Annotated in this window: 13 protein-coding genes; 6 read left to right on the forward strand and 7 right to left on the reverse strand. The window is 60.9% G+C overall.

From position 1 onward, the window contains the following. The first annotated feature begins 102 nt into the window (after window positions 1-102). Window positions 103-1953 (forward strand): ATP-binding protein, encoded by a 1851-nt coding sequence (locus ACFOW7_RS05550; protein ID WP_378161917.1) that lies wholly within the window; start codon window positions 103-105, stop codon window positions 1951-1953. Between the two features lie 446 nt (window positions 1954-2399). Here ACFOW7_RS05550 and ACFOW7_RS05555 read toward each other — a convergent pair whose 3' ends face one another. Together ACFOW7_RS05555 and ACFOW7_RS05560 are read right to left on the reverse strand one after the other, a co-directional pair. Continuing rightward, a complete protein-coding gene (locus tag ACFOW7_RS05555) occupies window positions 2400-3812 on the reverse strand; it encodes an aminotransferase-like domain-containing protein (protein WP_378161918.1) in 1413 nt (470 codons plus the stop codon). 87 nt (window positions 3813-3899) lie between these two features. Further along, window positions 3900-4544, reverse strand: a complete 645-nt coding sequence (locus ACFOW7_RS05560) for a histidine phosphatase family protein (RefSeq protein WP_378161920.1) — start codon at window positions 4542-4544, stop codon at window positions 3900-3902. Window positions 4545-4783: 239 nt separating this feature from the next. On the opposite strand from ACFOW7_RS05560, the gene ACFOW7_RS05565 reads away from it, so the two are divergent. The 5 genes from ACFOW7_RS05565 (at window position 4784) to rpmE (ending at window position 8988) form a co-directional block, all read left to right on the forward strand. Then, a complete protein-coding gene (locus tag ACFOW7_RS05565; RefSeq protein ID WP_378161922.1) occupies window positions 4784-5164 on the forward strand; it encodes a SirB2 family protein in 381 nt (126 codons plus the stop codon). A 15-nt stretch (window positions 5165-5179) separates the two neighbouring features. Beyond that, window positions 5180-6547 carry a DNA repair protein RadA gene (radA, locus tag ACFOW7_RS05570; RefSeq protein WP_378161924.1) on the forward strand — a complete coding sequence of 456 codons (1368 nt, stop codon included), beginning with the start codon at window positions 5180-5182 and terminating at the stop codon, window positions 6545-6547. A 157-nt stretch (window positions 6548-6704) separates the two neighbouring features. After that, window positions 6705-7034 carry a thioredoxin TrxA gene (gene trxA, locus ACFOW7_RS05575; RefSeq protein WP_378161926.1) on the forward strand — a complete coding sequence of 110 codons (330 nt, stop codon included), beginning with the start codon at window positions 6705-6707 and terminating at the stop codon, window positions 7032-7034. A 204-nt stretch (window positions 7035-7238) separates the two neighbouring features. Beyond that, window positions 7239-8495 (forward strand): transcription termination factor Rho, encoded by a 1257-nt coding sequence (rho, locus tag ACFOW7_RS05580; protein WP_378161928.1) that lies wholly within the window; start codon window positions 7239-7241, stop codon window positions 8493-8495. Window positions 8496-8772: 277 nt separating this feature from the next. Then, on the forward strand, window positions 8773-8988 hold the full coding sequence (rpmE, locus tag ACFOW7_RS05585) for a 50S ribosomal protein L31 (protein WP_378161930.1): 216 nt from the start codon (window positions 8773-8775) through the stop codon (window positions 8986-8988). Window positions 8989-9049: 61 nt separating this feature from the next. On the opposite strand, the gene ACFOW7_RS05590 is transcribed toward rpmE, so the two are convergent. The 5 genes from ACFOW7_RS05590 to pyrF form a co-directional block, all read right to left on the reverse strand. Beyond that, window positions 9050-10441, reverse strand: a complete 1392-nt coding sequence (locus ACFOW7_RS05590; protein WP_378161932.1) for a nicotinate phosphoribosyltransferase — start codon at window positions 10439-10441, stop codon at window positions 9050-9052. 58 nt (window positions 10442-10499) lie between these two features. After that, window positions 10500-11528, reverse strand: coding sequence for a bifunctional nicotinamide-nucleotide adenylyltransferase/Nudix hydroxylase (locus tag ACFOW7_RS05595; RefSeq protein ID WP_378161934.1), 1029 nt, complete (start codon window positions 11526-11528; stop codon window positions 10500-10502). A gap of 348 nt (window positions 11529-11876) precedes the next feature. Next, on the reverse strand, window positions 11877-12815 hold the full coding sequence (gene rfaE1, locus ACFOW7_RS05600) for a D-glycero-beta-D-manno-heptose-7-phosphate kinase (RefSeq protein ID WP_378161936.1): 939 nt from the start codon (window positions 12813-12815) through the stop codon (window positions 11877-11879). Between the two features lie 156 nt (window positions 12816-12971). After that, a complete protein-coding gene (locus tag ACFOW7_RS05605; protein WP_378161938.1) occupies window positions 12972-14288 on the reverse strand; it encodes a UDP-glucose dehydrogenase family protein in 1317 nt (438 codons plus the stop codon). Window positions 14289-14304: 16 nt separating this feature from the next. Further along, window positions 14305-14997, reverse strand: a complete 693-nt coding sequence (gene pyrF / locus ACFOW7_RS05610; protein WP_449252215.1) for an orotidine-5'-phosphate decarboxylase — start codon at window positions 14995-14997, stop codon at window positions 14305-14307. Between the last annotated feature and the right edge of the window lie 14 nt (window positions 14998-15011).

Below are 15011 nucleotides of genomic sequence, written 5' to 3' on the forward strand. Positions count from 1 at the left end.
TGCGGAGTTGCGGCACGGAGCCTAATAATAGGAGAAATCGATCAGGAACGGACATCGGCGCGATGCCGCGATAAATCGAAGACGACAAGGAAGCCTTGATCCATGACCTTCACGCTGCGCCGCGCGGTCGTTGTTGCCATTCTGTTCGGCCTTCTGATCCCCGGCTTTATCAGTAGCTTTATCACGCTCAGCCGGCAGCAAGATTCCCTGTTAAAACGCCTCAACGAAGACCATCAGCGCATCACCGAAATCCTGGTGCTGGGCATGCAGGAGCCGTTGTGGAATCTGTCGCCTGACACCGGCAAGCCGCTGCTCGATTCGGTCATGAGCGATGAACGCATCGTGCGGGTCATCATTCAAGACGCCACGCTCGGCACCTTTCTCGAAGCCAATAAGCCCGAGCGCCGGCTGGGCAAGCTCAAAACCATCTCGCAAAACGTCACCAAGCAGGGCAATGTGATCGGCAAGGTGACGGTGGAAATGGACGACGGCCTGTTCCTGGCCTCGGTCCACCAGTATTCGCAGTACTACCTGATCAGCGTGGCCATCCAGTTCACCGTAAGCCTCGCGCTGATCCTGGCCCTGATGCACAACCGCGTGCTGACCCCGCTCAAACGGCTGATGACCGAGTCGATACGACTGGCGCAGCGCGATCTGTCCACCCCGTTCGAATGGAAGCGCGAAGACGAGATCGGCCGCCTCGGCCAGAGCCTCGAAATCACCCGGCAGTCGCTGCATAGCCTGTTTGCCGAGCTGGAGGCCAAAAACCACGAGCTGGAGGCCGATATCCAGCAACGCAAACAGATCGAGCAGGCATTGCGCGCCAGCGAGGACCGCTACCGCCGGCTGGTCGAATCGACCAATGTGGTGCCCTGGGAAGCCAATCCGGCCGAGTGGCGCTTCACCTATGTCGGGCCGCAGGCCGAGACCCTGCTCGGCTATCCGCTGCATATCTGGTACAGCGAAGGTTTCCTGACCAGCTACCTGCACCAGGACGACCGCCACCTGGCCTATAAGCTATTCACCGAAACCCAGGAAAAGGACAGCACCATCGAGTTCGAATGCCGCATGCTGGGCGCCAACGGCAAAGTGGTGTGGGTCATGCTGGTCGCCACCGCCATTCCCGATGTGGCGGGCGAGCGCCATCTACAGGGCTATCTGATCGATATCTCGGCCCGCAAGGCCACCGAGATCGAACTCAACCACTACCGCAACCACCTCGAGGAACTGGTCGAGCAACGTACCAAGGCGCTCGCTGCGGCCAATAAGGAACTCGAAGCCTTCTCCTATTCGGTGTCGCATGACTTGCGGGCACCGTTGCGTAGTGTGGACGGTTTCTCGCAAGTGTTGCTGGAAGACTACAGTGACCGGCTCGACGATCCGGGCAAGCAATGCCTGCAACGGATTCGCCGCGCCACCCAGAATATGTCGAGCCTGATCGACGATCTGCTCAATCTTTCCAAACTGACCCGTAGCGAGGTCAATACCCAGCCGGTCAATCTGTCCGAGATCGCCAACGATATCGTGCACGAGCTGCAAAGCATGGAACCCGAGCGGCAGTGCCATATCAATGTGATGCCCAATCTGGTGACCGAGGCCGATCCCAAGCTGATCCGGCTGGTGTTGCAGAACCTGCTGTCCAACGCCTGGAAATTCACCGCCAAGGTGCCGCAGGCCGAAATCCGCTTCGGCGCCACCCATATCGATGGCCAGAATGCCTTCTTCGTCGCCGACAACGGCGCTGGTTTCGATATGACCTACGCCGACAAGCTGTTCGGCGCCTTCCAACGACAGCACAGCTCGCAGGAATTCGAAGGCAACGGCGTGGGTCTCGCCATCGTCCAGCGCGTGATCAACCGCCATAACGGCCGCGTCTGGGCCAAGGCGGCGCCAGGGCAAGGCGCCACCTTCTATTTCACCCTGCCACGCCGGATCGAGCGCGCACCGAGCTGACCACGCTCGATACATCGCGAATAGAAAATTTCGCGCAAAACGTGTGCAAGAAAAGAAGCGCTATTCAGAGAAAAATGAATAGCGCTTCTTTTTGTCCATCCCCAACTCGAAACAGCCTCCACGACCATGACGCTGAGTCAGCTGGCTGAGCCTGGTCAATTGGACGCCATAGAAAAAGCGGATCGGTATCAGATTGTGAACGCGCCGAACAATACGCTTCTTCAGCACACCCAGTGGGAGCTGGTCGGACGTCCAGGGCATTTCCGTTTCAGTCGGTGTCACCAGCAATGCTGCTGGCGTGGCCTGAGCCTGACGCGCTGTGTCCAGCGCTGGCCAAGTTCTGTGGCAATGCGACGGGGAGCGACATCGGACACTGGCTGACAGAGGCGCTTGTCGCGTCCAGCACGGCCAACTGCCCTGTGCTGGCGCTCACGTCTGCACGTCGTTCAACCGCCCTGGCCTAGCTGATCGAGACAGCGCCAGACCCGTTCGTCGTCCATATGGGCCATATTGAGCCGCAGCCAGGGCGTTGCACCGCCATGCGGGCAGAACAGTGAACCGGGCGCCAGCATCACACCGCTCTGGACAGCACGCTGGGCCAGCGGGGCAGTGTCCTCGATCCAGGGCAACCGGGCGAACACGAACATGCCGCCGCTGGGCTGGGCCCAGCAGGTATAGCCCAGCGACTCCAAGCGCGGCAGCGCCCGGTCGGACGCCTGCTTCAGCCGGGATTTCACCCGTTCCATATGCTTGCGGTAAGCGCCTTCGATCAGCATGGCGTGGATCACCCGCTCGGCCGCCTCCGAACTCGACAGCGCTGTGAGCAGCTTCAGATCGCACAGGTCCTGCGCACGACGCTCGGAGGTGGCGATAAAGCCGACCCGCAGATTGGCAGACAGCGTCTTGGAGAAACTGCCGACATAGATCACCCGGTTGAGCTGATCGAGCGCCGCCAGCCGCTCACCCGGGCCGACCTGGAAGTCGCTGTAGATATCGTCTTCGACGATGGTCAGATCGTATTTTTCGGCCAGTTGCAGGATACGGAAGGCGGTGGCGCGATTGAGGCTGGTGCCGGTCGGGTTATGCAGCACGCTGTTGGTGATGAACAGCTTGGGCTTGTGTTCCTGCAATAGCTGCTCCAGCACCTGCAAGTCAGGCCCGGCCGGGGTGCGCGGCACCCCGAGCAGCCGAGCACCGTTGAGTTTCTGGTTGGCAAACACATTGAAGAAACCCGGATCATCCACCAGCACCGTATCGCCCTCATCGACCAGATAGCGGGCGATCAGGTCGAGCGCCTGCATGGCGCCGGTGGTCAGGACAATCTGATCGGGTTGGGTATCGATTTCCAGCTCGGCCAGCCGGATGCATAGTTGCTGACGCAACGGCCGGTAGCCGAACGGTTCGCCATAGCTGGTCAGCCGGGCATTGGGACGCCGGGTCAGGTCGCGCAGCGCTTTCTCCAGCTCGGCCTCGGGCATCCAGTCGGCCGGCAGCCAGCCGCAGCCGGGCTTGACCATATCGTTGTCGGCGGTGAAGGCATCCTGACGCAGCAGCCACAGACTATCCACCACCCGCCGCAGCGGCCGCTCGCGCAGCTCCACCCGACCCGACGGCTCGACCCGTGACGCCACAAAGAAGCCGGCACCACGGCGCGACTGCACATAACCCAGCGCCACCAGCCGGTCATAGGCTTCGACCACGGTGAATTTGGATACCCGGTATTCGGCGGCAAAGCCCCGGATCGACGGTAAACGGCTACCGGAGCGCAGGCTTTTATCGCCGATCCGGGCAATCATCTGGCCGACGATCTGGTCAACCAGTGGCTGACCGGCTTGGTGATCGATACAGAGAGGTGTCATGGCGAGTGTCCGACTGTCCGATAAGAGACGGGAAATTGTCCGGCGCATTGTAACCGGACACCTTGCCAGTTTGTCGGCGGAAATGCTTTACAGCTCGTCAAGGGTTTCCATATCGAGATGGCTGACATCGCCCCAGTCGGTTATCGACCAGACGGTACCGTCATAGACCAGACGGTTGATGGCAGCGTTATGCATTTCCCGCTGACGCGGTGCCATCAGATCGATGCCCTGCGCGGCCCGGTAGATGCAGTCGAGCACGCCGCCGTGCACCACCACCAGCACCGTCGCACCATCATGACGACCGGCCACCTGCTGCAATGCCGTCAAGACCCGCTGGCTGAAATCGGCCAGCCGCTCACCACCGGGCACCACCGCTTCCGGGTCGCGCCGCTGCCAGCCCGCGTAGACTTCCGGCTGCTGCACGGCCATCTGATCGGGTGTCAGCCCTTCGAGCACGCCGAGTCCCCGCTCACGCAGACCGGCATCGATCGTGAGCGTCAGCCCGGTACGAGCGGCAATCGCCGCTGCCGTGTCCCGGGCCCGGCTCAAATCACTGCAATACAGAGCCGCAAACGGTTGCCGCGCATGTTCGCGTTCCAGGCGCAAGGCCAGCAACTCGGCCTGGCGCCGGCCGTTGTCGTTGAGACCGATATCGAGATGGCCCTGAAAGCGTCGGTCGACATTCCAGGCGGTTTCGCCATGGCGGATCAGAACCAGATGGGTACTGGGCATGAGGCAGACCTTGTACGGTAAGAGGAAGATGGGACGCGACTATAGCGGCTCGCGGGGGAGCGGGACAAACCCCAAGATTCACAACATAAATAGTTTATTTATGGAGATATAAAGCACTAGTTCTTGCATACATTTGTCCTATAATTTTCCACAACCCTCCCCCTTTCTCAACCCGACAGAGAACGATTGACCACCGCACGCCAAGCAGGCAAGCTAGCCCGCCTTGGAGGGAGCGCACCATGTCTTACTATCTGATCAAACATATCCATATGACGACGGTGGGCATCACCGCCCTGCTGTTTGTGCTGCGCGGTGTCTGGATGCTGACCGATTCCCCGAGGTTGCAGGCGCGCTGGGTGCGCATCGTGCCGCATATCAACGATACCGTACTGCTCGGCAGCGCCATCGTGCTGGCCAGCATGCTGCGCCAGGCGCCGTTTCTCGACGGCTGGCTGACGGCCAAGCTGCTCGGATTGCTCGCCTATATCGCCCTGGGCACCGTGGCACTCAAACGCGGCCGTACCCGAACGATCCGCGCCACAGCCTTCTTCCTGGCCCTGCTGGTGCTTGGCTATATCGTGCTGGTGGCGCGCAGCAAGCAACCTTGGCCATTTGGCTGAGCACGGAGACCGAAAATGGCCAAAGTCAAAACCCAATACGGTTGCAGCGAATGCGGCGCCACCAGTCCCAAATGGCAGGGCCAGTGTCCGGGCTGCGGTGCCTGGAATACGCTGGTCGAAACCTTGATCGCCCCGGCCAAACCGGCCGTCAATACCCGCTTCCAGTCCCTTGCCGCCGGTGGCGGCGTTCAGAAGCTCTCCGAAGTCCAGACCGTCGAAATGCCACGCACCCCGACCGGGGCCGAAGAGCTTGACCGCGTGCTGGGCGGCGGGCTGGTGCGCGGCGCGGTGGTGCTGATCGGCGGCGACCCGGGCATCGGCAAGTCGACGCTGCTGCTGCAAGCGATTGCCCATCTGGGGCGGAGCCAGCGGGTGCTTTATGTCTCGGGTGAGGAATCGGCCCAGCAGATCGCGCTGCGGGCCCGTCGGCTGGCCATCGAGACCGAGCCGGTCGATCTGCTGGCGGAAATCAATCTCGAATCGATCATGGCCACGCTTGCCACCGAGCAGCCTGAAGTGGTGGTGATCGACTCGATCCAGACGCTTTACACCGACCAGCTCCAGTCGGCCCCCGGTTCTGTCGCCCAGGTACGCGAATGCGCGGCCCAGTTGACCCGCCATGCCAAGCAAAGCGGCACCACCATCCTGCTGGTCGGCCACGTCACCAAGGAAGGCGCCCTGGCCGGGCCGCGGGTGCTGGAGCATATCGTCGATGCCGTGCTGTATTTCGAAGGCGATACCCATTCGAGCTTCCGGCTGATCCGGGCGCAGAAAAACCGTTTCGGCGCCGTCAACGAACTGGGGGTGTTCGCCATGACCGACCGGGGTCTGCGCGGCGTCACCAATCCTTCGGCGCTGTTTCTGTCGCAGCACGCCGAACCGGTACCGGGCTCCTGCGTACTGGTGGCGCAGGAGGGCACGCGGCCTTTGCTGGTGGAAATCCAGGCACTGGTCGACGAGGCCCATGCCCCCAACCCCAAGCGCCTGACCGTGGGCCTGGAGCAGAACCGGCTAGCCATGCTGCTGGCTGTGCTGCACCGCCATGCTGGAGTGGCCTGTTTCGATCAGGATGTGTTCATCAATGCCGTGGGCGGGGTCAGGATTGCCGAGCCGGCGGCTGACCTGGCGGTATTGCTGGCGATCTTTTCTTCACTGCGCAACCGGCCGCTGCCCGACAAACTGGTGGTATTTGGCGAAGTCGGCCTGTCGGGTGAAGTCCGACCGGTGCAACGCGGCCAGGAACGACTTAAAGAAGCGGCGAAGCTAGGCTTTCACCGCGCCATTATTCCACGCGCCAATTTGCCCAAGTCGCCGATCGCCGGGATCGAGACCATTGCGGTCGAACGCTTATCCGACGCGATCTCGGCTTTGCGGGAACAATAAGGCAAAAGGCCCGGTCAGGCGATAGAATGGCGACGCGGGCCTATGGTATCAATTAAGAAAATCAATCAGCCTTGGCTTTTCGGTTGACTAGATTTTGGTTTAGCATTCGCCATCCATTGCCGAGCCTATGAGCCGGCCTACCGTACAGGAGAACATTATGAGCAGCGAGCTGATCCACCACGTAAGCGATGCCAATTTCGAGCAGGAAGTCCTGCAAGCTGAAGGACCGGTACTGGTCGACTATTGGGCCGAGTGGTGCGGTCCGTGCAAAATGATCGCCCCGATCCTGGAAGAGGTTGCCGCCGAATACAGCGGTCGCCTCAAGATCGCCAAGCTCGATATCGAAGAGAATCAACAGACCCCGCCTGCCTACAATATCCGTGGCATTCCGACGCTGATGATCTTCAAGAATGGCGAAGTGGTCGCCACCAAGGTGGGCGCGCTGTCCAAATCGCAATTGGCCAGCTTTATCGACGCTCATATCTGATCGTCCAGCCGCGCGGCATTTTCCCCCTCGCCGCGCGGCGTCTGCATTTTCACATTGACAGTCCGGGTTTCACCCACTAATCTCCGGTCACAACAGTTCTACCCGCCGGCTTTTATCTCGCCGGCAAATCTCCGGCAATCAGCCGATTTCATCCCCCCCGTTACCTAGGTATTCCTTCCACCAGTCTGGAAAGTCACCGCACACATGCATTTGTCCGACTTAAAACACCTGCACGTGTCCGAACTCGTCGATATGGCTACCACCAACGAAATCGACGGCGCCAATCGGATGCGCAAGCAGGACTTGATCTTCGCCCTGCTGAAAAACCAAGCCAAAAAGGGCGAAAGCATCTACGGCGACGGCACGCTGGAGGTACTGCCCGACGGCTTCGGCTTTCTGCGCAGTCCTGACACCTCCTATCTCGCCGGCCCCGACGATATCTATGTCAGCCCTTCGCAGATCCGCCGTTTCAATCTGCATACCGGCGATACGATCGAGGGTGAAATCCGCACGCCCAAGGACGGTGAGCGTTACTTCGCACTAGTAAAGGTGGACCGGGTCAACGGTGAGCCACCCGAAGCGACCAAGAACAAGATTCTGTTCGAAAACCTGACGCCGCTGTTCCCCACCCAGCGACTGCGGCTGGAACGGGATATCCGCAGCGACGAAAACATTACCGGCCGGGTCATCGACTTGGTTGCCCCGATAGGCAAGGGTCAGCGCGGCCTGCTGGTCGCCCCGCCCAAGTCGGGCAAGACGGTGATGCTGCAACATATCGCCCATGCCATTACGGCCAATCACCCCGAAGTGGTGATGATCGTGCTGCTGATCGACGAGCGGCCCGAAGAAGTGACCGAAATGACCCGCACCGTGCGCGGTGAAGTGGTGGCCTCGACCTTTGACGAGCCGGCCGCCCGCCATGTCCAAGTGGCCGAAATGGTGATCGAAAAGGCCAAGCGCCTGGTCGAGCACAAAAAAGACGTGGTGATTCTGCTCGATTCGATTACCCGTCTGGCCCGCGCGTATAACACCGTGGTGCCGGCCTCAGGCAAAGTCCTGACCGGTGGTGTCGATGCCAACGCCCTGCAAAAGCCCAAGCGCTTCTTTGGCGCCGCCCGCAATATCGAAGAAGGCGGCAGCCTGACGATTATCGCCACCGCACTGGTCGACACCGGCAGCCGGATGGACGATGTGATCTACGAAGAATTCAAGGGTACCGGCAATATGGAGATCCATCTCGATCGCCGTATGGCCGAAAAACGCACCTATCCGGCGATCAACGTCAATCGTTCGGGTACCCGGCGCGAAGAATTGCTGATTCAACAGGATCAGCTGCAAAGAATCTGGATTTTGCGCAAGTTGCTCTATCCGATGGATGAGTTGGAGGCAATGGAATTCCTGCTCGACAAGATCAAGGGCACCAAGAACAATCTGGATTTCTTTGATTCGATGCGTCGCTGATCGCCTTCATCGAAAAAGAAAAGCGGGTCTTTTGCCCGCTTTTTCTTTTTCGGCGATTCAAAACTACGCTTTCAACTCAAGTGCAATGTTTATTGAAAATACCGCTATCGAAATAAATTTTTATTGGGGCAAAACAGATGAATTGGGGCAAGCCGTGTTATCGAGACCGCCAGTTTGCCTCGCTTGCCCGAAAACGCCGCTTGGGTCATAATTCCGCTTTTAACGTAAGACCGGGCGTCTGCACAATCCAGGCCCACCTTTAGCCAAAGGGAATCCCATGAAAGAAGGCATCCATCCGAAGTACAACGAGATCACCGTCAGCTGCTCCTGCGGCAGCGTGTTCAAGACGGGCTCGACCATGAGCAAGGATCTCTCGATCGAAGTTTGCGCCGCTTGCCACCCCTTCTACACCGGCAAGCAAAAGATCGTCGACACCGCCGGCCGCGTCGAGAAGTTCCGCCAAAAATATGCCATGCTGGGCGCCAAGAAGTAAGTTGCCAAGCGAGGAAAAAGAAAAAGCCCTGCCATGCAGGGCTTTTTGTTGTCGAGTCGCCTCAAGCGGCGGCGCGCTGGCGGATCTGGGCGAAATTCTGCTCAAGCAATAATTCGCCATGGCGCCATACCGGCAACAAGGCTTCTTCGGCACCGGCAGGCACCTGGCCTTGCAGCCCCCACTGCAACGAGCCATCGGCCAGTCGGTAGGTGGTCAGCAGACCGGCCTTGGAACGCTTACCCGGGTCTGTCACCGGCGCCTTGAACACCTCGCGCCAGCTCCCGTTGACCCGCACCGCACAGCATTTCATGGCAAAGCGCTGGGTATCACGATCGAGCTGCTGCAACAAGGCGCCTCCCATGCCGAAAGCCACATTGTCGGTACTATAACCGCGCGCCGACAGACCGCCCAGGATCAGCTCCATCGAGTTCAGATTGACCCCATCGCCCTGGATCACCCGCACATGGTTGAGCAGCTTGAAGCCCTTGCTGTTGACGGTGGAACCGAACGCCGCATCGAGCCGCTGCACCACCTGACTCACAATGGTGGCCGGGTCACCTGAATCGGGGCGCACCACCAGGGTGGCGCCCGAATCAATCACCTGCTGGCGCAGTTCGCCCCCCCATAATTTCTCGACCGCGTGGAAGATGTCGTAGCTGTCGCTGACCACCGCCACCACCGCACCGGGCTTGGCGAAGCGCTCCAGCATATTGCGGTAGGCGTCCACCTCGCCCTGCGGCCCCCAACTGGTGATGGTCGAGTGCTCGGCCGCCGGAATCGAGTAGGCGCAGGCCGGCCCCGCATCGTAGTAGCGGCGGGCCGCGACCAGCGCCGCCAAGGTATCGGTCCCGAGGAAATTGACCAGATGCGCCATGCCACCCAAGGCGGCCGATTCATAACTCGACACCCCGCGTGCGCCAAAATCATGGAGCTTGAACGGCAGACTCTCTGCACTGTCGGCGGTCTTGTCGAGATAACGCTGGATCAGGCGGCGCGCATGCCAGCTCTGTGTGGCCACCGTGGTCGGATACCACACCCGCATCAACAGGGTTTCGAGATAGGACACCGCCCAGAAAGCGGCCGGATCGGTCGAGGCGATGGTCAGCAAGGGCACTCCCGTCGGCGCCACCGTCCCCTCGGGCAGCGCCCGGATCTCCACCGGCCAGTGGCCGCCATGCCGTTCGATCAGATAGTCGAAACCGGACCGGTTGAACGGCACGCCATGGAGCCGCAGCACTTCCTCGGCTTCTTCGATATGGGCACGGCTTATTGGCTGAGCCAGGTATTCCTTGAGGATTGCTTGCAGACCGAACCAGAGCAGCCGGTCAAATCGGCCTCCTCGGCTTTCGACATAACTCAGCATGGCATCGGTACCCGGAGGGTATTGCAGCCAGTGGCTGGTTTTGTACGAATCGGTATTCAGGATGGGGTTGGCGGGCAACAGGGCATTCATAGCAATCTCCTTGCTAACATTTGGCGGCGCTCCCCGCGCCGCCCTGGAAAACGGCAACTTACAGCGTGCCAGTGAAATACTGGATGATCTCCAGGTGATCCTCGAAAAACTCGCGCTCCATCTGGCGCAGATCGGCCAAGGGCACCCAGCGTGCCGCCTTGGCGTCATCACCGCCTTTGACCGGGGGCATTTCACCTGCCGGGAACAGCAGATAGAACGCCTGGGTCAGCGTCCGGCCGCGCAGACTGCGGTCGGGGTGATCGAACAGACGGCTGGCCCGAATGGCCCCGCGCAATACCGGCAGGGGCAGCTTGATCCGGGTTTCCTCTTTTAATTCACGCAGCGCGGCGGCTTCCACCGTTTCGCGCTGATCGAGAAAACCACCGGGCAGCGCCCACAGCCCCCGCCCCGGATCGGCCGCCCGCTTCACCAGCAGCACATGGCCCGAGTGAACCACCACGCAATCGACTGTCACGAAGGTCGGCGGGTAAGGCGCCACCGCCCAGGCGGCGCGGTAGTCTTCGATAAAGCGGTATTCCTCGACCAGCTTGGGATAGTGTTTGCCCCGGCTGAAACTTTTCATGAATTCCAATACCGGAGCGGGCAGCATCGCCGTCAGCCGCATCCAGTCGCCATCGCTGGGCTGGTCGAAATAGAGACGGCGGATTTCCGTGGCATCCATACCGTCCAGATAAGGGTAGTTGATCAGCGTCCACTGCGGGAAACAGCGCAGGTAGTAGGAACTGTCGTCCTTCTCGCAGCCGATGATGGCAATCTGCTTGGCTGCCAACCGCTCCGCCACGCCTTTGACCGCTTCCTGCACTTCGGCCAGCCACACCTCTTCGTTGTAGAGATGATCGTTGAGCGGCAATACGGTCAGACGCTCACGCTCGGCCTCGGGCAGACAGGCCGACAACATGACGGCGCGCTCTTCGACCAGAAACGGGTTTTTGATATTGCGGGATTTGTTGGCGGAACCGGCCAGCACCAGAAGATGGCGGGCCTGTTTGAGCGCCTGGCGGATCACGCTCAGATGGGCGCTGTGGGCGGGCTGGAAACGCCCAATGTAGACAATCAGGTCAATCATGGTCAGAGAACCCCTCTGAAAGTTAGGCCGATCTCCTCGGCTGGTGGCCACTGTATGACAATGTCGCGCTTGCTGTAAACCGGCATTTTTACCGGCCCAGCGCCTCTGCTGTTGGCACGGAAGTTTGTGGTGCTCTTGCCGCTTTTCTGTCCGGACACCCCAACCAGCCCAGCCCCGCAGGAACAGACGGCTCAGTCAGCCGTTCCCTCTGCCTCCGGACCGGGCATCGACGGTGATGGCACAAGTGAGAGGAGCTGGTGGAAGCAGGCCGTTGCAGCGTGCGGGGAGAGGTTGGATCTGCGGACAGTCCGACCCCATCGGTGCTGGATCGGACCGGCCAGGCAATCCTTACTGTCCGAACACTTCATCGGCGGTCGCCACCGCCGTGCCGAGCTTGCCGACCACAATGCCGGCCGCCCTGTTGGCCCAGTCGGTGGCAAACTCGAGCGGTTGTCCAGCCGCCAGCATGGCTGCCAGCGTGGCAATCACGGTATCTCCCGCCCCAGACACATCGAACACTTCACGGGCCACTGTCGGCACATGGAAGACACCACTGTCCCGGTACAGGCTCATCCCCTCTTCCGAGCGAGTCACCAATAGGGCAGACAGACCGAGTTCGCCGCGCAGTGTCTGCGCTTTGCGCTCCAGTTCCGCCTCATCAGCCCAACGACCGACCACCTGGCGCAGTTCAGCCCGATTGGGGGTCAGCAGGGTGGCACCGTAGTAGCGCCGGTAATCATCGCCTTTCGGATCGACCAGTACCGGCTTACCCGCGCGGCAGGCAGCTTCGATCATTTCGACCACATGGGTGAGACCACCCTTGCCGTAGTCGGACAGCACCACGGCATCGTGTTCAGCCAACATCGCATGGTAGTCGCCCAGCTTGGCGGCCAGCACTTCATGGCTTGGGGTGTATTCGAAATCGAGCCGGATCAGTTGCTGCTGGCGCGCCACCACACGTAACTTGACCGTGGTGGTGATGCTGGCGTCGCGGCGCAACGAGGTCGTGACGCTATCGCGGCGCAGCAGCGCTTCGAGGCTGCGGCCGGCCTCATCGTCACCGACCACCGACAGCAAGGTCGCCTGCGCGCCGAGCGCCGCGATATTGCGCGCCACATTGGCCGCACCACCGGCCCGCTCCTCGGTCCGGGTGATCCGCGCCACCGGGACCGGCGCCTCGGGCGAGATCCGTTCGCAATCGCCGAACCAGTAACGGTCGAGCATCACATCGCCCACGACCAGGATGCGGGCCCGGTCCAGTTCTCGCCGCAAGGTTTGGTATTTCATCAGCTTCGTACCTTTAGTCGATCACTCCCGCTCTCGCCGGCCTTGGCCGCCAGGAGGCGATCGAGCAAGAAAATAAAATATCCAGCCAAGGCATCACAAGATGCATGGCTGAACATATTAAAAAATAAAATTTTACCGCTCCCACACCGACTCGGCTCAACGACGGCCGATCGCCTCATAGTCAAAGCCCAGCTCACGCATGGCTGCCGGTTCGTACAGATTGCGTCCATCGAAGATCAGCGGCTGACGCAGCTTGGCGCGGATCGCCTCGAAGTCGGGACTGCGGAATTCCTTCCACTCGGTCGCGATCAGCAGCGCATCGGCCCCATCGAGCGCGGCCATGGGATTGGCCGCATAGCGGATACGTTCACCGAGCAGCTTCTTGGCTTCATGGATCGCCACCGGATCGTAGGCCGTCACCGTCGCACCACGCGCCAACAGGCCGTCGATGATATCGAGGCTGGGCGCTTCACGCATATCGTCGGTATTGGGCTTGAAAGCCAGTCCCCACAGGGCGAAATGCCGGCCGCACAGATCGGCGCCGAAATGGCGCTCGACCTTGTTGACCAACCGTTGCTTCTGCAAGGCATTGACCTGCTCGACTGCGCCCAGCAGTTGCATCTCCATGCCGTGCTCGGCCGCAGTACGGCGCAGTGCGCTCACATCCTTGGGAAAACACGACCCTCCGTAGCCAACGCCCGGATAAAGGAAGTGGTAGCCGATCCGCGGATCGGCGCCGATGCCCTGGCGCACCTGCTCGATATCGGCATCGAGCAACTCGGCCAGATTGGCCAGCTCGTTCATAAACGAGATCCGGGTCGCCAGCATGGCGTTGGCGGCATACTTGGTCAGCTCGGCCGAGCGCACGTCCATCACGATCAGCCGTTCATGGTTGCGCTGGAACGGCCGGTAAAGCTGGCGCATGGTATCGCGTGCCTGCTCGCTGTCGGCGCCGATCACAATTCGGTCGGGCCGCATGAAATCTTCGATCGCGGCACCTTCTTTGAGGAATTCGGGATTGGAGACCATATCGAAATGCAGCTTGAGCCCACGCGCCGTCAGCTCCTCGGCGATGGCGGCACGTACCCGGTCGGCCGTGCCGACCGGAACGGTGGACTTGTCAACCACCAGCTTATAGCCGTCCATATAACGGCCGATATTGCGCGCCGCCGCCACCACATATTGCAGATCGGCCGAACCGTCCTCGCCAGGCGGAGTGCCGACGGCGATGAATTGGATCGTGCCATGCTCGACCGCCTCTTCGACCGAGGTGGTAAAGCGCAGCCGGGCAGCGGCGGCATTGCGGCGCACCATGTCCTCCAGACCCGGTTCATAGATCGGGATGCCGCCTTCACGCAGCGTGGCGATCTTGCGTGGGTCGAGATCGAGACACAACACATCATTGCCGACTTCGGCAAGACAGGCGCCCGTTACCAGTCCGACATAACCGCTGCCGACGACCGTGATTTTCATTGCTTATCCTCGTGAATCAGACGGCCAGGCTGGTACGGATGGCCGTCAAAGTAGCGAGCGGATCGACGCTCTGGGTAATGGGTCGGCCGATCACCAGGTAATCGGCCCCCGCAGCGAGCGCCGCCTCGGGGGTCATCACCCGGCTCTGGTCATCCTGGCTGCTGCCGGCGGGACGGATACCGGGCGTCACCAGTTTGAAGTCGGCACCGCACAGTTGCTTCAAGGTGGAGGCTTCCCGTGCCGAGCAGACTACGCCGTCCAGGCCGCATTCCTGGGCCAGCCTTGCCAGCAGAGGCACCTGGATCGCCGGTTCGGGCAGACCGACCTCGGCCAGATCGTGACCATCGAGACTGGTCAGCACCGTGACACCGATCAGCAGCGGCCGATGCGACTGGGCCTCGAGCATCTCGCGCGCGGCGCACATCATTTTGCGGCCGCCCTGGGCATGGACATTGACCATCCACACCCCAAGCCGGGCGGCAGCCTTGACCGCCTGGGCCACCGTATTGGGAATATCGTGGAACTTCAGATCGAGAAACACCTCGTAGCCGCGCCCAACCAGCTGTTCGACCAGTTGCGGACCTTCGGCCGTAAAGAGTTCCTTACCGACCTTGAGCCGGCACAGTTCCGGCGTCACCCGATCGGCAAAGGCCAGGGCCTGGGCGGCATTGTCGAAGTCGAGCGGGACGATGATGGGGGTGTGGACCATGGACACGGTATCCT

Source organism: Chitinimonas lacunae (assembly GCF_042650885.1).
Lineage (GTDB): Bacteria > Pseudomonadota > Gammaproteobacteria > Burkholderiales > Chitinimonadaceae > Chitinimonas_A > Chitinimonas_A lacunae.